Source organism: Massilia sp. P2_C2 (assembly GCF_056404615.1).
Window position 1 is genome coordinate 1 of the sequence record NZ_JBFUDR010000040.1, and the last position, 18,968, is coordinate 18,968.

Here is an 18,968-nt window from a genome sequence, read left to right on the forward strand (position 1 = left end):
GGTCAGCACCGTGCTGAGCTGGCTGCCGGCCTTGCTGTTGCCCGCGACTTCGCCCAGCGCATATGCGACTTCGCCCGTCATGCCGCCGACCGTCGGCGTCGTGTAGAACATCGCGTTCTGCATGCGGATGTCGATCGCGTTGAACACGTTGCGGCCGAAGAAGGCGGCGGCCGCGCCGGCCATGCCGTCCTCGAACGGATCGATGGTGTCGGTCAGCGCGCAATACGCGGGCGTCCACGAGCGGCCGACGCGCAGCATGCCGAGACTGCCCTTCAGGCCGACCCACGCATGGCGGCCGAACAGGCGGCCGCTCTGGCCCAGGTTGCCGGTATCGACGCTGAAGCCGTTCTCCAGCTGGAACATGACGGACAGGCCGTCGCCCAGGTCTTCCGAACCGCGGAAGCCGAGACGCGAGCCATACCAGTTGCCGCTGTCGACGCCGATCTTGGTGGGGGCGACGTCGGACGACGAGCGGGACAGGCTGGCATCGATGATGCCGTACACCGTGACGTTGCTCTGAGCGGAAGCCGGTCCCGGGATGGCGCCAATGGCGGCACAGGCGAACAAGAACTTCTTCATTATATTTTTCTCCTTCAGGATGCTGCTAGTGTCTCGTGGATGAATTGGTTTTTTTCGGCCTCTGTGTGCCTTTGAACCGCTTGCGCCGATGATTCACTTTAGGCTCGAACCCGTGGAATTAGTCCTTGAAAACCCTTCCCAAAAAGCATAAGAAAACAAATTCATGCATACAGATAGAGGAAAATGCTGCGGGCCCGAAAAAGCCCCTGCGGACAAAAAAAATCCGCGGACATCGCTGCCCGCGGACGAAGAGCCCGCGAGGACGGGCTGGAGGCGCAAACGTTATACGCTGGGACGAAATGGGCCTACCCGGCGTCTTGATAAATCACGGCGAGATCGCACAAATCCCAGTTCCCGCCCGTCAGGACCACGCAGACTTTTTCGTCCGGCCTGACGTCGATGGAACGGGCCAGCAGCGCGCCGATGCCGATGGCGGCGGCGGGTTCGGCGATCAGCTTCGCGTCCCGCGCAAGTAGCCGCATGCCCGCGACGATGTCGGCGTCGTCGACGAGGACGATCTCGTCGACGTATTTTTCGATGATGGGATACGGGTTCTGGCCCGGCACGCTGATCCTCAGGCCATCCGCGATCGTGTTCTTCAGCGGCAGCACCGTCCGTTCCCGGTTCAGCCGGCTGTGGTAATACTTCGGCGTCAGCGCGGGCTCCGCGCCGATGACGCGCACCGACGGTTTCGTTTCCTTGATGGCGGTGGCGATGCCCGAAATGAGACCGCCGCCGCCCATCGGGACGATCACCGTGTCCACGTCCGCCAGGTCGTCGAGGATTTCGCAGCCTATCGTTCCCTGGCCTGCCATCACCAGCGGGTCCTCGAAGCCATGGACGGCGACATACCCGTTTTCCGCGGCGATCTCGCACACGCGTTTCCACCTTGCCGCGGTATCGCCGTCGAACAGGATGACTTCCGCGCCGAGCGCCCGGGTGTTCTCGATCTTCAGGGCGGGCGTGGTCACGGGCACGACGATGAACGCTTTCACGCCCAGCATGCGGGCGGCGTAGGCGATTCCCTGGGCGTGGTTGCCCGACGACGTGGCGATGATGCCGTTGGCGATCGCCGCACGCGGCAGCGACAGCGTCTTGTTCAGGGCACCGCGGATCTTGAAGGCGCCGGTGATTTGCAGGGTTTCCGGCTTCAGCCAGACCTGGCAGCCGGCCGCTTTTTCGATCTTCTCCGCGCGCAGCAAAGGCGTATGCCGGATGTGCCCTTTCAACCGTTCACGGGCCGCGTGGATGTCCTCGATGGTCGGGTAGTCGCGCATGGAGTGTTCCTTCATTCGAAAAATTTAAAATATGTGCCGACGCCGCCTTCCAGCGCATTCCGGTAGATCTTCGTCGCCGTCGTATTGTCCTGGATGGCCATGCCCGTGGAATCGAAGATCGTGATTTCGCTGTCGTTTTCCCGGCCCGGCTTCCTGCCCAGCAGGATCTCGCCGATTTCGCCATGGATGTCGTCGCGGGCGATGATCTGGCGCTGCAACGGATGCCAGGTTTCGCCTTTCGAGGTGCACTGCAACATGGAATCGTTGACGATTTTCGCGTGCCGGAAGATCTCCGGATCCAGTTCCTGCTTGCCCTGTGCATCCGTGCCGATGGCGACGATGTGCGTGCCGGGCTTGACCCAGCCGGCTTCCACCAGCGATCCCTTCCCGCGGGTCGTCGTCACGAGGACGTCCGCCCGTTCAACCGCCGCCTGTTTCGATGCCGCCATCGTCACCGGAATATCGAATTCGCTTTCGATATCCGCCTTGAACTTGCGCAGCGTTTCCGGGTGGTTGTCCCAGGCATGGATCGCTTCGATCCGCATGACCTCGTTGATGGCGCGGATCTGCATCCTGGCCTGGTTGCCCGTGCCGATCGACGTAACCACTTTCGCGTCTTTCCGCGCCAGCGCTTTGACGGACACGGCGCCGGCCGCGCCCGTGCGCAGGCCGGTGATCAGGCTTCCGTCCATCACGCAGGCCAGTGCGCAGCTCCTGGCATCGAACAACAGGATCGTTCCCATGCCGCTCGGTACGCCATGTTGTTGCGGGTTGTTCGGGAACCCGCCGGACGACGCTTTCATCGAAATCATTTCATTGCCCGAGTAATAACCGAGCTTGAAGTCGATGTCCCCGCGCGGCGCGGGAAGGTCGATCCCGATATAGTCCGGCTGGTCCACCTGGCCGCTGTTGAAGGCTTGATAGGCCTCTTCCACCGCCGCGATGACTTCCCGCATGCAGATCAGGTGGGCGACTTCCTCTTTCTTGAGCAACAGCGTTTTCATTGTGTCCCTTTCGATGTCAGTAACCGCGCGCCCGGTCGACCAGACCCGTCAACGGCAGACCTTCCCGATGGCGGCGGATGTTGTCGATGACCACGTCGGCCGCAGTCTCCGGCTGCGTCATGCTGGCGATATGCGGCGTCAGCACGACCCGCGGATGGGTCCACAACGGATCGCCGGGCGGCAGCGGTTCCGGTTCGCAGACGTCCAGGATGGCCTGGCCGACCTGCCCGTTGTCGAGTGCCTGCAGCAGGTCCCGCTGCACGAGGTGTCCGCCGCGGCCCACGTTGATCACGGTGGCGCCCCGCGGCAGCTGGTCGAACAGGCGGCGGCAGAGGATGCCGCGCGTGTCGTCCGTCAGCGGCAGCAGGCAGATGAGGATGTCGGTGCGCGCGAGGAATGCCGCCAATTCCTCCGGGCCGGCATGGCATGCGACGCCTTCGATCTGCTGCGGCGACCGGCTCCAGCCGGCGCAATCGAAACCGAGGCCGCGCAGGCTGGCCAGCACGGCCCGCCCCAGCACGCCCAGGCCCAGCACGCCGACGCGGCGCACCGACGCGGGATGCACACGATGCGGCTGCCAGTGCGCTACCCGCTGCTGCTCGAGGTAGGTGCGCCAGTCGCGGTGGATCGACAGCACGGCCAGGGTGACGTATTCGACCATCCCGCCGATGATGCCCGGCTCGACCATGCGTACGACCGGCACCGTCGCGGGGATGGCGGACAGGTCGAACTGGTCGGCGCCGGCCCCGGTCGAGAACAGGATTTCCAGGTTCGGAAACCGCTCCGCCAGGTCCGCCGGCGGCTCCCACGCGGCCAGGTAGCGCACGGCGCGCGGATCCCCGACGTCGGGCCAGATGCGGAACGGCAGTGCCGGCATCTTGCGGGCAAACCGTTCCGCCCAGACGGCGCCGCACACCGGATCGGATTTGTACAGGAAAGTCATGGGGCGCAGAGCCTGACGACTTCCCGCATCAGCGTCGGCGGACTGGCCAGTACCGGACATGCCAGTGCCGCAGCAAGCGGGTCGCGTAAATGCGCCAGCGATGCCTGGGCCAGCACCAGCACGTCCACTTCGCCGGCGAGGCCGGTAGCCGCCTCGTGCAGGATCGCGTCATGCCGTGCCCGATCGCCTGCCAGCAACGCCTGGTAAGCCTCGGCGCACAACGCCGTGCGAATCGTGACGTCGCGCCCCTGCTCCGAGGCATGGGCGCGCAGCAGCGCGCTACTCGGCTCCACCGTGCTGGACGCCGTGCAAAGCAGACCGATGCGCGTGCCGCTGCGGGCGGCTTCCGCCATCATCGGGTCGTCGATCTTCAGGATCGGCACCTGCACGATGCGCCGCGCGATGTCGACCGCCGGCGACGTCGACGAACAGGTGACGACGATCAGGTCGGGCTGCGCTTCCGCCGCGAGCACGATCTGATCCACCACGCGCCGGTAGACGAGCGGCAGCGGCTTACCGCGCAACAGGTCTTGCAACAGGCTTTCGTTAAGGATGTGGAAACAGTCGGCGGCGGGGATGTCGGCGCGCGTGCGTGCCCTGAAATCCTCGACCAGGAAACCGACGGTATGGACGAAGGCAATACGTTTGGTCATACAAGATTCTCCTGAAACTGGTCTAGCTTGAAGACCGACCTGAGTTCGTCGATCTGCGCCATGTTCAACGGGCTGGTCGGCGTATTGCGCAGCAGTAGGAACAATTTCGCTGTCTCTTCCAACTCCTCCGTCGCGTACACGGCGGCTTCGAGCGAGGTACCGGAAACGACCGGCCCGTGATTGGCGAGCAGCACGGCGCAATGCTTGCGCGCGAGGCCGCGGATGGCCGCACCGAGCGCGGGATCGCCGGGACGGTGATAGGGAATCAGCGGCAGGCGGCCGATCTTCATGACGAAATACGCCGTCAGGGGCGGCATGCAGTCGTCATGGTCCAGGCCGCACATGCAGGAGACCGCCGCGGAATGCGTCGCATGCAGGTGCACGATGGCGCCCGCGCCCGCACGCTCCTCATACATCGCGCGATGCAGGAAGGCTTCCTTGGAAGGCGCATCGCCGCTGACGTGGCGCCCATTCCAGTCGAGCTTGGCCAACCGTGCCGGATCGAGGCGCCCGAGGCAGGCATTGGTCGGCGTCAGCAGCCAGCCGTCATCCAGCCGGACGCTGATGTTGCCGCTGCTGCCGGCGGTCAGGCCGCGGTCGAACAGCGAGCGGCCGAATGCGACGATCTCGTCGCGCAGCGCAGCCTCCTCGCGGAAGGTGGAGATCGCCGTGCTCATCGCAGTTTGTCCCATGCCTTGAGGAAGAAATCCTCGCTGCCGAAATTGCCGGATTTGAGCGCGAGCGCCAGCGGCGCCGTGCCGTCGTCGTGCAGGGTGCTCGTCCAAGGCACGCCGGGATCGATTTCGGGCCCGATGCGCAATCCCTTCACGCCGAGCGCCTTGACGACCGCGCCCGACGTCTCGCCGCCGGCCACGATCATCTGCCCCACGCCGACCTGTACGAGCCCGCGCGCGATGCTTGCCAACGCATCTTCCACGAGTTGGCCGGCCTGCCCGACGCCCAGCTCGGCCTGCGCCCGGCCGACCGCCTCCGGCGTGGCCGTGGCATAGATCAGCACGGGTTGCTGCCCGATGCGGCCGGCTGCCCAGTCGAGCGCCGCCGACACCACGTCCTCGCCGCGTGCGAGCCGGAGCGGATCGACGTTGAACGAGGGGAAGGCCGCACGCATCACGTCCACCTGCTTTTGCGTGGCCACCGAACAGCTGCCCGAAACCACGGCACGCAGGCCGCCGGTCTGCGGCAACGCATCCGCCACGGCGTTCGATGCCAGCAAGCCGCGGCGGCGGAAGTTCTGCGGCAGGCCGAGCGCGATGCCGGAGCCGCCCGTCACCAGCGGCAGATCGGCACAGGCCGCGCCGATCGCGTCGAGGTCCGCATTCGACAGCGCATCGACAACGGCGAAGCCATGGCCCTGCTCACGCAGCGCGCTAAAGCGTGCGCGGATCGCAGCCTCGCCGCTGCTCACCGTCGCATGATCGACGAGGCCGACCTTGCGCGCCGTCTGTTGCTGCAGCACGCGCACCAGGTTCGCATCCGTCATCGGCGTCAGCGGATGGTTGCGCATGCCGGACTCGGACAGCGGTACATTGCCGACGAACAGATGGCCCTGGTAAATGGTGCGTCCGTTGGCGGGCAAGGCCGGGCAGGCGATGGTGAAATCCGTGTCCAGCGCCCGCATCAACGCTTCGGCGACCGGGCCGATGTTGCCGCGCGGCGTAGAATCGAAGGTCGAGCAATACTTGAAATAGAACTGCCGGCATCCTGCTTCCCGCAACCAGCGCAACGCGGCCAGCGATTCGGCCACCGCGTCGTCGACCGGACTGGTCCTCGATTTCAATGCGATCACCACGGCGTCGACATCGGCGGGCGGCGGCCCGTCCGGCACACCGATCAATTGCACGGTCCGCATGCCCGCCTTCACGAGCATGCCCGCGAGGTCGGTGCCACCCGTGAAATCGTCCGCGATGCAACCCAACAGTGCTGTCACGATCTTCCCCTGTCAAGCTGGACGGTAGATCACGTACAGCTTCGCCACGTTCTCGCGGCTCTCCCAGGTGCACGAGGCCTTCTGCTCGATGAGGAAGATGTCGCCCTTCGAGAACGTGCCGCTGCGGCCCGTTTCATCGACAAAGGTCACGCTGCCTTCCATCAGATACATCAGTTCCATGTGGCGGAAGTACAGCGCGCGGCGGGCATAGGGCGTCGAGTCCCAGGTGCCGCACGTGAATTCACCGTCCTCCGATTTGTAGTCGGTGTAATTGCGGCACACCSGGGCGGGCGTCAGCAGCAGGTCGGCCGCCGGCCCGCCTGCCGACGGTCCCATCTCCGGGTTCTCCCTGATCGGCACGATCGCGCCGTCGCCCGCTCGGCTCTTGTTGTAGCGGGTGAAGATCAGCGACGTCGGTCCTTGCGCAGACCACGTGAATGCGGCGCCATGCTTGAGAATCGCACTCTGGTTCGGGCCCAGCGTCAGGGTGGCGCCCTGCTGCGTCAAACTCAGGCTGCCCTGGTGGACGATGATGAATTCATCCTGTGGCAGGGACTGCACGGTGCCGCTGCCGGCGTCGAGGGTGATGACGCCCGCGGTGACCGGGCTCGGTGCCCAGTCCAGGATACGGCGGCTGGCCAGGAAACGGTCTTCTCCCGCCGGCGCATTCACGGCGATACCTTGGGTCTTGTCGCGCGCGAACTCGCGCAGGTCGACGAAGGATGGGGTGTCGGCCGCGGTGGCCACTGCTGCTTGTTGTAGATTCGACATGGTTCGTTATTGGTGTAATCAAAAGTAAAGGGTCACGCCGCGTTCGCGACCGGCGTGGCGAAGCGCCCGATGTGGTAACACTCGATCGGCGTGCTCGTGGCGCCGGTGGCGATCAGTTCCGCCATCACCTCGCCCACGCCCGGCCCCAACTGGAAGCCTTCACCGGAAAAGCCGAACGCATAGAACAGGCCGGGGACGCGCGCGCTCGGCCCCATGGCCGGCCGGCTGTCGTTCATATAACCTTCGATCCCGCCCCAGACGCGGATGATGTGCAGGTGATCGAATGCCGGCATCACGCGCGGCGCACTCTTCAGCTTGTACAGCGTCCTGCTCGGGTTCACATAGGCGCGCCGGTTCTCGATGTCCGCCGGTTCATGGCCGCCGCCGCCGATAACGATGTTGCCGCGCGCAACCTGGCGGAAATAGACGACCTGCTCGAACGTGTCCGCCATCCCACCGATGGTCGGCCCGATGGCGTAAGGCACCGGTTCGGTGACGCACATCTGCGGCGCCTTGGCAACCATCGGCACCGGTTCGCCGAAGCGGGTGCTGATACGGTTGCCCCATGCGCCGGCGGTGACGAGGGCCACGGGCGCACGGAAGGTCCGGCCATCCGCGGTGGTCGCGACGAAACCATTGCCGTCCTTCTCGAGGCTCGTCATCTCGGTGTTTTCGAACACCTGCGCGCCGGCGCGCACCGCGGCACGACCGATGGCCGGCGCCGCCAGGCGGGGATTCGCATGGCCGTCGTTAGGGGCGTAGCAACCCGCGCCGATGTCCGGTCCCAGGTACGGGAAGCGCTCGTGCAGCGTTTTCGCGCCCAGCATCTGCATGCCGATGCCGAAGGATTTCGCATCCTCCGCATACTGCACCATGCGTTCCTCGTGCAGCGGCGTGAAGCCGACGCGCAGATGGCCGTTCAGCAGGAGCTCGACGTCCGCACCGAACAATTCCTTGAACTTCAGCCAGATCGCGCGCGACCGGTTCGACAGCGGCAGCTGCTCGATGGGGCGGCCCATCCGGCGCGTGTTGCCGAAGTTGACGCCACTGGCCTGCTGGCCGATCAATCCCCGTTCGAGCAGGATGACGGACAGCCCGCGCTGACGCAGGAAGAAGGCGCTGGAGGCTCCCATGATGCCGCCGCCGACGATGATCACATCCGCTTTCAACGCACTCATTCCACTTCCTCCCGCACCGCCATCGACAGCGGCTTGACCGGCGCCTGGCCACGCAAACGCCCCACTTGTTCGACCGGCACGCCGGCCGCATGCGCGATGATTTCCGCACCCGCGTGTCCGCAATACCGTCCCTGGCAGCGGCCCATGCCGACGCGGCACAGTGCCTTGGCGCGGTTCGCTTCCTGCGCCCCCATCTCGCGCACGGTGCGACGCAGCTCGCCCGCCGTGATGACTTCGCAGCGGCACACGATGGCGTCGTCCGGCAGTGCCGCAGCCTGCTCCGCCGGCCACGGGAACGCCTGCGCCAGGCCCTGGCGGAAGCGGTCCATCTTCGCCTGTTCCGCGCGCAGTCCCTGCAGTTCGTCCTCCGCCACCTTGAGTTTGAAATCCTTCAGCACGGCCAGGGCCGCCAGGCGTCCGCCGATCTCGGCAGCGTCGGCCCCAAGCACCTTCATGCCGTCGCCGGCGAGATAGACACCCGGTACCGACGTGCGTCCGTCCTCGCCCACTTCGGGCAGCCACTGGCGCGTCTCCGCGTCGAAGCGGAAGGAACAGCGCGCCAGGTCGGCCAGCTGCGTCTCGGGACGCAGGTGGTAGCCCATCCCCACCGCGTCGCATTCGAACGAGCGCTCGTTGCCGCGCCTGTCGCGCACGACCACGCCCTGTACGCCGTTCTCCGCCGAGCCCGTGATTTCGACCGGGGTGATGCCGGTCAGGACCTGCACGCCCGCGCGTTTCAGGTACGACACCAGTGCCAGGCCATTGCGCAGCACGGCGGGACGCGCCAGCAGCTTCGGCAGCGCGGCCACGCGGCGCATCAGGGGCGACGTGTCGAGCACCGCCGCCACGTCCGCGCCCGCCTTCACATATTGCGAAGCGACGAGATACAGCAACGGTCCGGTGCCCATGAACACGACCCGGCGGCCGATCGCGCAGGCCTGCGCCTTCAGGGCAATCTGCGACGCGCCGAGGCTGTACGTGCCCGCGTAGTGCCAGCCCTTGACGGGCATGAGGCGGTCGGTGGCGCCGGAACAGATCACCAGGGCGTCGTACGGCAAGGCTTGGGAACGCTGGTCGCGCACCACGTACAGCTTGCCGCCGAAGATATTCCAGGCCAGCGTCTCCGGCATGTAGTCGACCTGGCCGCGCAGGGCGTCGAAGGTCGTGTGCAGCGCCTGTGCGCGCTCCGCCTCGGTGCCGTACAGCTTGGCATACGCGCGGGTAAAATTATCCGGCTGGCGGCGATAGATCTGGCCGCCGTCGCGCCGGTTCTCGTCCACGACGACGGGACGCAGGCCCGCTTCGACCAGCGTCTGGGCGCAGCGCACGCCCGCGGGACCGGCGCCGATGACGATTACGCGAGGTTGGCCCATGTCGCCTCCGGTTGTCTGGTTACGATGTTCATTCCTTCCGCCACGACCGTGGTGCAGGCACGCAGGCGCCCGCCGTGCGCCGTCCACACCCAGCAATCCTGGCAAGCCCCCATCAGGCAAAAGCCCGCGCGCCTGCCGTCGCCGAATTCGGATTCGCGCAGGCTGCGCACGTTGTTCAGCATGGCGACCATCAGCGTGTCGCCGGCCAGCGCCTCGACGGGTTCGCCGTCGATGACGATGCGCACAGCGGCGCGGTTGGTTTCCGCAAGGCGGACAAAACGGTGGTTCATGCGACGTCTCCTTCGACCACGCGCAGCGGCGTCTGCGCCGCGCGCAGTTCCGATTCAGTGTGATGGCACAAGATGCTGCCGCCATCCGCGAGTTGCCGGCGCGGCGGCGGCGTGCTGTTGCACACGCCGTCGACGCGCAGCGCGCAGCGGTCCAGGAAGGCGCAGATGCCACGTCCCTGTTCCGCCTGGCGCAGCGGCGGCAACGCCGCAGGCTGCCGTCCCTCGACCTCTTCCAGCCAGCCGCGGCGCAGCGCCGGCACCGACGAGATCAGCAGGTTCGAGTACGGGTGGAACGGCGGCAGCGCCAGCGCTTCGCGCTTGCGCGCCTCCACCTTGCGGCCCGAATACAGCACGACGATCTCGTCGCAGATGGCGCGCACCGTGCTGATGTCGTGGCTGATGAACATGTACGACACGTTCAGCTCCTTGCGCAGCTCCGCCATCAGGTCGAGGATCGCGGCRCCCACGACGGTATCGAGCGCGGACGTGACCTCGTCGCACAGGATCAGGTCCGGCTGCGCGGCCAGCGCGCGCGCCAGGTTGATGCGCTGCTTCTGGCCGCCCGACAGTTCGCCCGGCAGCCGGTCGGCCACGGCGGCCGGCAGGCGCACCAGGTCCAGCAGTTGCAGCACGCGCTTGCGCCGCGCCTCGCCCTTCATGCCGTGGTAGAACTCCAGCGGGCGGCCGAGGATGCGTTCGATCGTGTGCAGCGGGTTCAGCGCCGTGTCGGCGTTCTGGAACACGAACTGGATGCGGCGGAACTGTTCGCGCGTGCGGCCCTCCAGCGTGGGCGCCAGCCGTTTCCCGTCGAGCAGGATCTCGCCTTCGGACGGCGCCACCATGCCGGCGATCGTGCGCGCCAGCGTCGTCTTGCCGGAACCGGATTCGCCGATGACGCCGATCGTGGCGCCGCGCGGGATCACGAGGTTGATGTCGTCCAGCACGCACTTGAGGGGTGCACCACCCTTCGCGGCGCCGTACGACGCGTACAGGCCGCGCACTTCCAGCAGCGGATGCGCCTGCGCCGCTTTGGCGTCGACGCCCGCGGACTGGCGCTGCTTGGGCGCGATCGCCGCCAGCAGGCTTTTCGTGTACGGGTGGGCGGGCGCGGACAGGATCTGCGCGGTCGTCCCGCTCTCCTGGATGGCGCCGTCGCGCAGCACGACGATGCGGTCGGCCATCTGCGCCACGACGGCCAGGTCGTGCGACACATAGACCGCGGTGCTGCCCCGCTCCTGCACGACCTTCTTGAACGCGCGCAGCACTTCGATCTGCGTCGTCACGTCCAGTGCGGTCGTGGGTTCGTCCAGGATCACGAGGTCGGGATCCGTGATCAGGGCCATGGCCGCCATCAGGCGCTGCAGCTGGCCGCCGGACACCTGGTGCGGATAGCGTTTGCCGATGCCTTCCGGGTCCGGCAGCGCCAGCGCACGGAATAGCTCGACGGCCTTCCCTTCGGCGACGGCGCGTGGCATCAGCTTATGGATCAGTGCACTCTCGATCACCTGGTCCATCAGGCACCGGGACGGGTTGAACGAGGCGGCCGCGCTTTGCGCGATATACGCCACGGTGCGCCCGCGCAGGCCGGCCAGCTGGCGCTCGCCCAGCGCCAGCATCGGATGGCCGGCGACCGTGACCGTGCCGCCCGCGAGGCGGCAGCCGGACCGGGCATAGCCCATCAGGGCCAGCGCGATGGTGCTCTTGCCGGAGCCGGACTCGCCGATCAGCGCCAGCACCTCGCCCCGTTTGATCGAAAAATCCGCGCCGTGGACGATGGCCACTTCCTCGCCCATGTCGTTGCGGGCCGTGACCTTGAGGCCCTTCACGTTGACGATGTCGTTCATGTCACGCTCCGTTTCCGCGGCGCTTGCGGCCGGCAAAGCCATCGATGGCCATGTTCACGCCGATGGTGAGCGTCGCGATGGCGATGGCCGGGACGATCACGGCGGGCGCGCCCTCGGACAGGCCGATGATGTTCTCGCGCACCAGCGAACCCCAGTCCGCCGCCGGCGGCTGCACGCCGAGGCCCAGGAAGCTCAGGCCGGAGAGCAGCAGCACGATGAACAGGAAACGCAGGCCGAAGTCGGCCAGCACGGGCCGCAGCATGTTCGGCAGCATTTCGCGGCAGGTGATGTACAGCAGGCCCTCGCCGCGCGCCCGCGCCGCCTGCACGTAGTCCATGGCCTGCACGTTGACGGCGAGAGAACGGGCGATGCGGAAGGCGCCCGGCATGTAGCCCACGCCTGCCGTCAGGATCAGGAACGGCACCGAGGAGCCGAACGCGGCGACGATGATCAAGGCCAGCAGCTTGTGCGGAATGCTGAGCATCGTGTCGACGATGCGGCTGACGACGGCGTCGAACCAGCCGCCCGCGGCGGCCGCGAACATGGCCAGCGTGGTGCCGCCGACACTGGCGACCAGCACGGCCGCCAGCGCGACGCCGATAGTGTACGGCGCGCCGTGCAGGATGCGGCTCAGCATGTCGCGTCCGAGATAGTCGGTACCGAGCGGGTATTGCGCGCTCATCGGGGCGAACACGGCGTCGCCCGCCTCGCCGCCCACGTCATGGGCCGCGAGCCACGGACCGGCCACCGCCATGACCAGCCAGAACACGACGATGAAGGCGCCGACCAGGCCGGCGAGCGGCACGCGGCGGCGCGGCTTGCGCCGGACTTCGGAAAGAGAGGAGCTCATTTGCGTAACCTCGGATTGGAAAGAATGGCGATCACGTCCGCCGTGGTCAACAAGACCAGGTAACAGGCACAGAACAGCATCGCGCAAGCCTGCACGACGGGCATGTCGCGCATCGTGACGGAGTCCACCATGAGGCTGGCGATGCCGGGATAGTTGAAGATCGATTCGACGATGATGACGCCGCCGATCAGGTAGGCCAGCGACAGCGCGACCGCATTGGCGATCGGCCCCACGGCGTTCGGCAGCGCATGCGTGAGCACCATGCGCACCGGGCGCACGCCCTTCAGGCGCGCCATCTCGACGTACGACGACGTCAGCTGGTCGATGACGGCCGCACGGGTCATCCGGGCCATCTGGGCCACGATCACGCAGCACAGCGTCATCACCGGCATCGCGTAGGCCCGCACGAAGTCGCCGAACGTGACGACGTCGTCGATGCGGGACAGCGCGGACAGCCAGCGCAGCTTGACGGCGAACACCAGCACCGCCACGGTGGCGATGAGAAATTCCGGCACCGACACGACCCACACGGTGGCGACGTTGACGACGCGGTCATACAGCGAACCGCGCACCATCGCCGACGTGATGCCGATCGTCAGCGCCAGCGGCACGGAGACGGCCGCCGCGGCTGCCGCCAGCACCAGCGAATTCGGCAGGCGCGAACCGATCAGTTGCGCCACCGGCAGGCCGTTGGCCAGCGCATTGCCGGGATTCCCCGCCAGCAGCCCGCCCAGCCAATGCACGTAGCGCAGATAGGCCGGCTGGTCGAGTCCGAATTTCTGGCGCAGCGCGGCCAGCAGTTCCGGCGTGGACTCCTGGCCGAGCAGTGCCTGCGCCGCGTCGCCCGGCAGCAGGCTGGTGATCGCGAAGACCACCACGGACACGGCCAGCAAGGTCAGGGCCGCGACGCCGAGCCGGTTCACGATGAGTCTTAGAGTTTGTCCGTTCATGATCGACCTTTTCAGCTGTCGAGCCACACGCGTTCGGCGAACATGTAGCCCATCAGGCCGGCCAGCGGGTGCGCGCCGTAGCCCTTCAGTTTGTTGGTGAAGCCGTCCAGCGAATGGTTGAAGATCGGGATGCCGACGCCGCAGTTCTCGTTCACCAGCACCTGCATGTCGCCATACATCTGCTTGCGCTTCGCTTCGTTCGTCTCGCCGCGCGCGAGGTCCAGCAACTGGTCGAACTTCTCGTTCTTCCAGCCCGACACGTTCTGCGGCGAATTCGACTTGTAGAACAGCGTGAAGATCAGGTCCGCGGAAGGCCGCGGGTTGATGTTGCCGAACGACAGGGGATGCTTGGCCCAGTGGTTCGACCAGTAGCCGTCCGCCGGCATGCGCTTGATGTCCAGGTTCAGGCCGATCTTCTGCGCCGACAACTGCATGATCTGCGCAGTGTCGACGGAACCGTTGGCGGCCGTCGATGCGACGAGCGGCAGGGTGCTGCCCGCCATGCCCGATTTCTGCAGGTGGTACTTGGCCTTGTCCAGGTCAAACTTGCGCTGCGGCAGGCCGGCGAAGTAATAACGGTTGTTCGGCTGGATCGGCTGGTCGTTGCCGATCGTGGCGAAACCGCGCATCGACACCTTGCGGATCTGTTCGCGGTCCTGCAGGTATTTCATGGCCAGCACGAAGTCCGGGTTCTTCAGCGGCCCCAGGTTGTCGCGCATGATGAGGTCGGTGTAATGCCCCGTCTTCGATTCGAACAGCGTGAAACCGGGCGCAGCCTGCAGCATCGGCGCCGAACGCGGATTGAGCCCGTTGATGAGGTGCACATCGCCGGACAGCAGTGCATTCACGCGTGCCGCCTCGTCGGCGATCGAGAAGTATTCGATCTCGTCCAGGTAGGGCTTGCCCGGCTTCCAGTAGGCCTTGTTGGCCACGCCGATCGAGCGCAGGCCGGGCCGGAATTCCTTGCACGTGTAGGGACCGGTGCCGTTGGCCGTGCTGAAGTCCGTCGTGCCGTCCTTGATGATGGCGAAGTGCGAGGTGCCCAGGATGGCCGGCAGGTCGGCGTTGGCGGAGTCCAGCTTCAGGGTGACTTCGTCCGGCCCCGTCGCCTTGATCTCGGCGAATTCGTCGGCGACGGCCTTGGCCTTCGATGCGGTGGCCGGGATCTTGTGGCGCTGCAGCGAGTACACGACGTCGGCCGGCGTCAGCGGCTTGCCGTCGTGGAAGCGCACATCCTTGCGCAGCTTGATCGTCCACGTGACGGCATCCTTCGTCGTGACCGATTCCGCCAGTTCCATTTGCGGGGCCAGTTTCTCGTCGATCGTCGTCAGACAGTTGTAGAACATGAAGTGCCGCACGAAGTCGGCGATATTGCTGCCCCGGGCCGGGTCCAGCGTATCCGCCGTCGAGCCGGCGCCCACGGCCACGCGGATGCGTCCGCCCTTCTTCGGCGTGGCGGCCAGGGCCGTGCCGGTGTGCGTCAGCAGGCCGCCGGCGGTGGTGGCCAGCATGCCGCCGGCCACCAGGGTGCGCAGCGCGTCGCGGCGGGTCACGCCGCGCGGCAGGATGATGTCGTTGTTCGTCTCGTTCATTTCTTGGCTCCTCCTTGGATATGTTGATTTTTTCGAGTCAGTGCAGCCAGTCCTGCAGCCGGTAGTAGGCGCCGACGACGGGCAGGAACCACGGCTTGCCGAAGTGCCCGGGAATGGCGGGCCACTCAAGGCCCTGCCACGGATTGCGTTCGGGCTTGCCGGCCATGACATCGGCCATCACCTGCCCCATGTGCACGGACATCTGCACGCCATGACCGCTGTAGCCGGTGGCGAAATACATGCCGCGGTGTTCGCCCGCGCGCGGCAGGCGGTCGGCCGTCATGTCGACCAGTCCGCCCCAGCAATAATCGATGCCGACGCCGCGCAGTTCCGGGAACATGTCTTCCATTGCGGCGCGCAGCACGCGTCCGCTTTTCGCGTCGGAGCGCGGATTCGACATGGCAAAGCGCGCGCGTCCACCGAACACGAGCCGATCGTCAGGCGAAATACGGAAGTAATTGCCGATCGTGCGGGACGTGACGTAGTTGCGGCGGTGCGGCAGCATGCGGTCGAGCAGGCCCCTGTCGAGCGGCTCGGTCGCGATGATGAAACTGCCGACCGAGATCATGCGGCGGCGGAAATGGAAGAACGGCCCCGTGCGCGAATTCCCCGTCGCCAGCAGCACCTGGCGCGCCTCGACGGTGCCGCGCGCGGTCTCGACCCGGAAGCTCCCGCCGGGCCGGCGCTCGATGTTCGTCACCGCCGATTGTTCATGGATCTGCGCGCCGGCCCGCGCGGCCGCATGGGCCAGGCCGACGCCAAATCTGCCCATGTGCATCTGGGCGCTGGTCTTCTGCAGCATGCCGCCGTAGAAGCTGTCCGATCCCACTTCCGCGTGGATGTGCGCGCGCGGCACCATGGCCACGTGCGGGTCGACTTCGCGCCGCAGCAGGTCGCAGGCGCGCGCCAGCTTGTCGTAGTGTTCGGGCTTGGCGGCGAGCTTCAGCTTGCCGACGCGGGCGAAATTGCAGGCAATGTCTTCGTCCCTGACGATGCGCTCGACCGTGTCGACGGCCGCGCTGTAGGCCTGGTAGAACGCCCGCGCCTTGTCCACGCCAAGGCGCGCCGCCAGCGCGCCGAAGTCGTGCGCCAGGCCGCTGCTGCAATGCCCGCCGTTGCGGYCCGACGCCTCGCCGACGACGCGCCCCGCTTCCAGTACGGTCACGGTGGCGCCGCGCCGGGCCAGCGCCAGCGCGGCGGACAGGCCGGTGAAGCCGGCGCCGACCACCACCACGTCGGCACGTCCGGCAACCGGACCCTGGGCACCCGCGCTGAAGGCGGGTGCGGTATCGAGCCAATAGGATTCGAGCTTCATCGCAGCGTCCTGTGTGTGCTTGTCCGGCGCTTACAGGCCGACCAGGGCCGGCAGGCCGCCCAGGTTCGAAATCTCGTGGTAGCCGTAGAACGGCGTGCCCGGTTCGTGGCCGCGCGCGACGAAGACCTTGTTCTTGATGCCGATGTCGTGTGCCGACATCAGGTCGTAGCGCAGGCTGGAGGAGACGTGCAGGATGTCGTCCGGGCTGCAGCCCAGCTGGTCGATCATGTATTCGAAGGCGCGCAGGCGCGGCTTGTAGGCTTGCGCCTGCTGCGCGGTGTAGACGCGGTGGAACGGCGCCCCCAGCTTGGCGACGCTGTGCGGGATCAGGTCATCCATGGAGTTGGAGAAGATCACCAGCTTGTATTCCTTCGCCAGCTTCGCCAGCGCATCCGGCACGTCCGCGTGCGGGTTCCAGCTCGGCACGGCGTTGTAGAACACCATGCCTTCGTTGGGACGGTATTCGATGCCCCAGTGCTCGCAGGTGCGGCGCACGGCGTTGCACACGATGTCGTTGTACGGCTTCCAGTCGCCCATCACTTCGTCCAGGCGGTAGGACGAGAAGTCGCGGGTGAACTGGTCCATCTGCTCGGGGGCGATGCGATCGGCGAACTGTACGCGCGCGACGTCGGCCATTTGGAAGTTGATCAGCGTGCCGTAGCAGTCGAAGGAAATGTATTTGGGCCTCAGGTTGGTAGTCATGTCATGGTCCTTTGTGTGATCGGGGTCCGGGATGGGTTTTGCGGCCTCCTGGTGCACGCCGCCAAACGCTGTCTCCTGTGAAGAATTAGACCATTCCCGCCGTGCACGAATGTCTTGAGTTGGCCGGCTCAAAACACAGAAATGGTCGTATTCGACCCCGTCCGCAGCATCTTTTGCTGCGCCTGGCATCAGGCCGCGAAATCCACCAGCACGCTCTTGTAATGCAGGTTCGCCTCGAAGGCCTGGCGGCCCAGGTCCTTGCCGATGCCGGAGCGTTTGTAGCCGCCCGTCGGGATYACGAAATCGCTGCTCCTGCCATAACGGTTGATCCAGACGGTGCCCGCCTCGATGCCGCGCGCGAGCCGCATGGCGCGGCCGATGTCGGCCGTGTGGATGCCGGCCGCGAGGCCATAATCCGGGTGGTCCGCGAGGCGCAGCGCCTCGTCTTCGTCGTCGAACACCTGCACGGTGATCACGGGTCCGAAGATCTCGGTGCGCACGGCTTCCATGCCGGCGTCGACGCCCGTGAGGATGGTCGGCCGGTAGTACGCGCCGTCGTTCCCCAGCGGCACGCGATGTCCGCCCGCGACGCACTGGGCGCCGGCGGCGACCGCGCGCTGCACGATGCCGTCGATGCGCTCCATCTCGCGCAGGTTGATCAGGGGGGCCAGCGTGGTGCCGGCATCCCACGTCGCGCCGGCCCTCAGTTCCGCGAACACGGCGGCGAGGCGTTCGACGAAGCGCTCGGCGATGGCGCGCTGCACGATCAGCCGCGAGCCGGCCACGCACACCTGGCCGGCGTTCAGGGTGATGGCGCGCGCCACGGTGCGCACGGTCTTTTCGAAGTCGGGCGCGTCGGCGAACACGATCTGCGGGCTCTTGCCGCCCAGTTCCAGCGTAACCGGCTTGGTGCCGCTCTGCGCGCATGCCGTCATGATGGCGGCGCCGGTGCGCGTGGAACCGGTGAACGTGACTTTCGCGATGTCGGGATGGCGGCACAAGGCGTCGCCCGTGATGGCGCCGTCGCCCTGCACGATGTTGAAGATCCCCTTCGGCACGCCCGCCGCGACGGCCAGCTCCGCCATGCGCAGCACGCTGAACGGCGTCAGCTCGGACGGTTTCAGGACGACGGCATTGCCCGCTGCCAGCGCCGGCGCTACCTTCCACGACGCCATCACGAGCGGCAGGTTCCACGGTGCGACGGCGCCGACGACGCCATACGGCTCCGCGATGGTGAGGCCGAGATGGTCGGTGCGCGTCGGCGCGACGTCGCCGCCGATCTTGTCCGCCCACTCGGCGAAGAAGCGGATGCCGTCCGCCGTGAACGGCACGTCCCATGCCGCCGCGTCGCGTACCGGGCGGGTGGAGCCGACGGCTTCCAGCCGCGCCAGCAGTTGCACGTCGTTGTCGATCAGGTCCGCCCAGCGGCGCAGCACGCGGGCCCGCTCGCGCGGTGCGCAGCGCGCCCAGTCGCTGGTCCTGAATGCCTGCGCTGCGTCCTGCGCCGCGCGGTCGACGAGATCCGCGCCCGCCACCGGCAGGCCGGCATAGGCCCTGCCATCGGAGGGGCGCCGCACGTGGATCGTGTCCACGCCCTCCTCCACGTACTGCCCACCAATGAAGTGCGCACAGCGCACCGCCACCTGATCCGGGTCGAAGCCTTCCATCATTGTCCTTTCGGTCGATACAAACGGGTGCG

Annotated in this window: 18 protein-coding genes; all 18 read right to left on the minus strand. The window is 66.7% G+C overall.

The genetic code is table 11. The annotated features are described in order from the left end of the window. On the minus strand, positions 1-579 hold a 579-nt coding region (locus AC1DYX_RS07235), incomplete at its 3' end, for a porin (protein WP_477257769.1). Between the two features lie 305 nt (positions 580-884). Beyond that, on the minus strand, positions 885-1,856 hold the full coding sequence (locus AC1DYX_RS07240; protein WP_477257771.1) for a threonine/serine dehydratase: 972 nt from the start codon (positions 1,854-1,856) through the stop codon (positions 885-887). A gap of 11 nt (positions 1,857-1,867) precedes the next feature. Next, positions 1,868-2,860 carry an ornithine cyclodeaminase family protein gene (locus AC1DYX_RS07245; RefSeq protein ID WP_477257773.1) on the minus strand — a complete coding sequence of 331 codons (993 nt, stop codon included), beginning with the start codon at positions 2,858-2,860 and terminating at the stop codon, positions 1,868-1,870. Between the two features lie 16 nt (positions 2,861-2,876). Beyond that, on the minus strand, positions 2,877-3,803 hold the full coding sequence (locus AC1DYX_RS07250) for a 2-hydroxyacid dehydrogenase (RefSeq protein WP_477257775.1): 927 nt from the start codon (positions 3,801-3,803) through the stop codon (positions 2,877-2,879). Then, positions 3,800-4,456, minus strand: a complete 657-nt coding sequence (locus AC1DYX_RS07255) for an aspartate/glutamate racemase family protein (protein WP_477257777.1) — start codon at positions 4,454-4,456, stop codon at positions 3,800-3,802. Before AC1DYX_RS07255 ends, AC1DYX_RS07250 begins: the two co-directional genes overlap by 4 nt. Continuing rightward, on the minus strand, positions 4,453-5,133 hold the full coding sequence (gene otnC, locus AC1DYX_RS07260; RefSeq protein ID WP_477257779.1) for a 3-oxo-tetronate 4-phosphate decarboxylase: 681 nt from the start codon (positions 5,131-5,133) through the stop codon (positions 4,453-4,455). The genes AC1DYX_RS07255 and otnC overlap by 4 nt, the downstream gene beginning before the upstream one ends. Next, entirely contained in the window at positions 5,130-6,404 is a 1,275-nt protein-coding gene (otnK, locus tag AC1DYX_RS07265; protein WP_477257781.1) for a 3-oxo-tetronate kinase, read from the minus strand. Before otnK ends, otnC begins: the two co-directional genes overlap by 4 nt. 12 nt (positions 6,405-6,416) lie before the next feature. Then, positions 6,417-7,175, minus strand: coding sequence for a cupin domain-containing protein (locus tag AC1DYX_RS07270; RefSeq protein WP_477257783.1), 759 nt, complete (start codon positions 7,173-7,175; stop codon positions 6,417-6,419). Positions 7,176-7,207: 32 nt separating this feature from the next. Then, positions 7,208-8,353, minus strand: a complete 1,146-nt coding sequence (locus AC1DYX_RS07275) for an NAD(P)/FAD-dependent oxidoreductase (protein ID WP_477257785.1) — start codon at positions 8,351-8,353, stop codon at positions 7,208-7,210. Then, a complete protein-coding gene (locus AC1DYX_RS07280) occupies positions 8,350-9,726 on the minus strand; it encodes an FAD/NAD(P)-dependent oxidoreductase (protein ID WP_477257787.1) in 1,377 nt (458 codons plus the stop codon). The genes AC1DYX_RS07275 and AC1DYX_RS07280 overlap by 4 nt, the downstream gene beginning before the upstream one ends. Next, positions 9,708-10,016 carry a (2Fe-2S)-binding protein gene (locus AC1DYX_RS07285; RefSeq protein ID WP_477257789.1) on the minus strand — a complete coding sequence of 103 codons (309 nt, stop codon included), beginning with the start codon at positions 10,014-10,016 and terminating at the stop codon, positions 9,708-9,710. Before AC1DYX_RS07285 ends, AC1DYX_RS07280 begins: the two co-directional genes overlap by 19 nt. Beyond that, a complete protein-coding gene (locus AC1DYX_RS07290) occupies positions 10,013-11,860 on the minus strand; it encodes an ABC transporter ATP-binding protein (RefSeq protein WP_477257791.1) in 1,848 nt (615 codons plus the stop codon). The genes AC1DYX_RS07285 and AC1DYX_RS07290 overlap by 4 nt, the downstream gene beginning before the upstream one ends. Before the next feature lies 1 nt (position 11,861). Further along, positions 11,862-12,710 carry an ABC transporter permease gene (locus AC1DYX_RS07295; RefSeq protein WP_477257793.1) on the minus strand — a complete coding sequence of 283 codons (849 nt, stop codon included), beginning with the start codon at positions 12,708-12,710 and terminating at the stop codon, positions 11,862-11,864. Beyond that, a complete protein-coding gene (locus AC1DYX_RS07300; protein ID WP_477257795.1) occupies positions 12,707-13,660 on the minus strand; it encodes an ABC transporter permease in 954 nt (317 codons plus the stop codon). The genes AC1DYX_RS07295 and AC1DYX_RS07300 overlap by 4 nt, the downstream gene beginning before the upstream one ends. Before the next feature lie 11 nt (positions 13,661-13,671). Next, positions 13,672-15,252: an ABC transporter substrate-binding protein gene (locus AC1DYX_RS07305; RefSeq protein WP_477257797.1), complete on the minus strand. Its 1,581-nt coding sequence runs from the start codon at positions 15,250-15,252 to the stop codon at positions 13,672-13,674. Between the two features lie 37 nt (positions 15,253-15,289). After that, the gene (locus AC1DYX_RS07310) at positions 15,290-16,567 is read right to left on the minus strand and encodes an NAD(P)/FAD-dependent oxidoreductase (RefSeq protein WP_477257799.1); all 1,278 of its coding nucleotides are present in this window, start codon (positions 16,565-16,567) and stop codon (positions 15,290-15,292) included. Between the two features lie 30 nt (positions 16,568-16,597). Next, on the minus strand, positions 16,598-17,269 hold the full coding sequence (locus tag AC1DYX_RS07315) for a haloacid dehalogenase type II (RefSeq protein WP_477257801.1): 672 nt from the start codon (positions 17,267-17,269) through the stop codon (positions 16,598-16,600). A 188-nt stretch (positions 17,270-17,457) separates the two neighbouring features. Continuing rightward, positions 17,458-18,936 (minus strand): aldehyde dehydrogenase family protein, encoded by a 1,479-nt coding sequence (locus AC1DYX_RS07320; RefSeq protein ID WP_477257820.1) that lies wholly within the window; start codon positions 18,934-18,936, stop codon positions 17,458-17,460. Between the last annotated feature and the right edge of the window lie 32 nt (positions 18,937-18,968).

Excerpts from the sequence above, each read along its gene's own strand:
- AC1DYX_RS07255 (WP_477257777.1), bottom strand. The coding sequence starts at position 4,456 with ATGACCAAACGTATTGCCTTCGTCCATACCGTCGGTTTCCTGGTCGAG.
- AC1DYX_RS07295 (WP_477257793.1), bottom strand. The coding sequence starts at position 12,710 with ATGAGCTCCTCTCTTTCCGAAGTCCGGCGCAAGCCGCGCCGCCGCGTG.
- otnC (WP_477257779.1), bottom strand. The coding sequence starts at position 5,133 with ATGAGCACGGCGATCTCCACCTTCCGCGAGGAGGCTGCGCTGCGCGAC.
- AC1DYX_RS07315 (WP_477257801.1), bottom strand. The coding sequence starts at position 17,269 with ATGACTACCAACCTGAGGCCCAAATACATTTCCTTCGACTGCTACGGC.
- AC1DYX_RS07280 (WP_477257787.1), bottom strand. The coding sequence starts at position 9,726 with ATGGGCCAACCTCGCGTAATCGTCATCGGCGCCGGTCCCGCGGGCGTG.
- AC1DYX_RS07275 (WP_477257785.1), bottom strand. The coding sequence starts at position 8,353 with ATGAGTGCGTTGAAAGCGGATGTGATCATCGTCGGCGGCGGCATCATG.
- AC1DYX_RS07305 (WP_477257797.1), bottom strand. The coding sequence starts at position 15,252 with ATGAACGAGACGAACAACGACATCATCCTGCCGCGCGGCGTGACCCGC.
- AC1DYX_RS07285 (WP_477257789.1), bottom strand. The coding sequence starts at position 10,016 with ATGAACCACCGTTTTGTCCGCCTTGCGGAAACCAACCGCGCCGCTGTG.
- AC1DYX_RS07240 (WP_477257771.1), bottom strand. The coding sequence starts at position 1,856 with ATGCGCGACTACCCGACCATCGAGGACATCCACGCGGCCCGTGAACGG.
- AC1DYX_RS07245 (WP_477257773.1), bottom strand. The coding sequence starts at position 2,860 with ATGAAAACGCTGTTGCTCAAGAAAGAGGAAGTCGCCCACCTGATCTGC.
- AC1DYX_RS07250 (WP_477257775.1), bottom strand. The coding sequence starts at position 3,803 with ATGACTTTCCTGTACAAATCCGATCCGGTGTGCGGCGCCGTCTGGGCG.
- AC1DYX_RS07300 (WP_477257795.1), bottom strand. The coding sequence starts at position 13,660 with ATGAACGGACAAACTCTAAGACTCATCGTGAACCGGCTCGGCGTCGCG.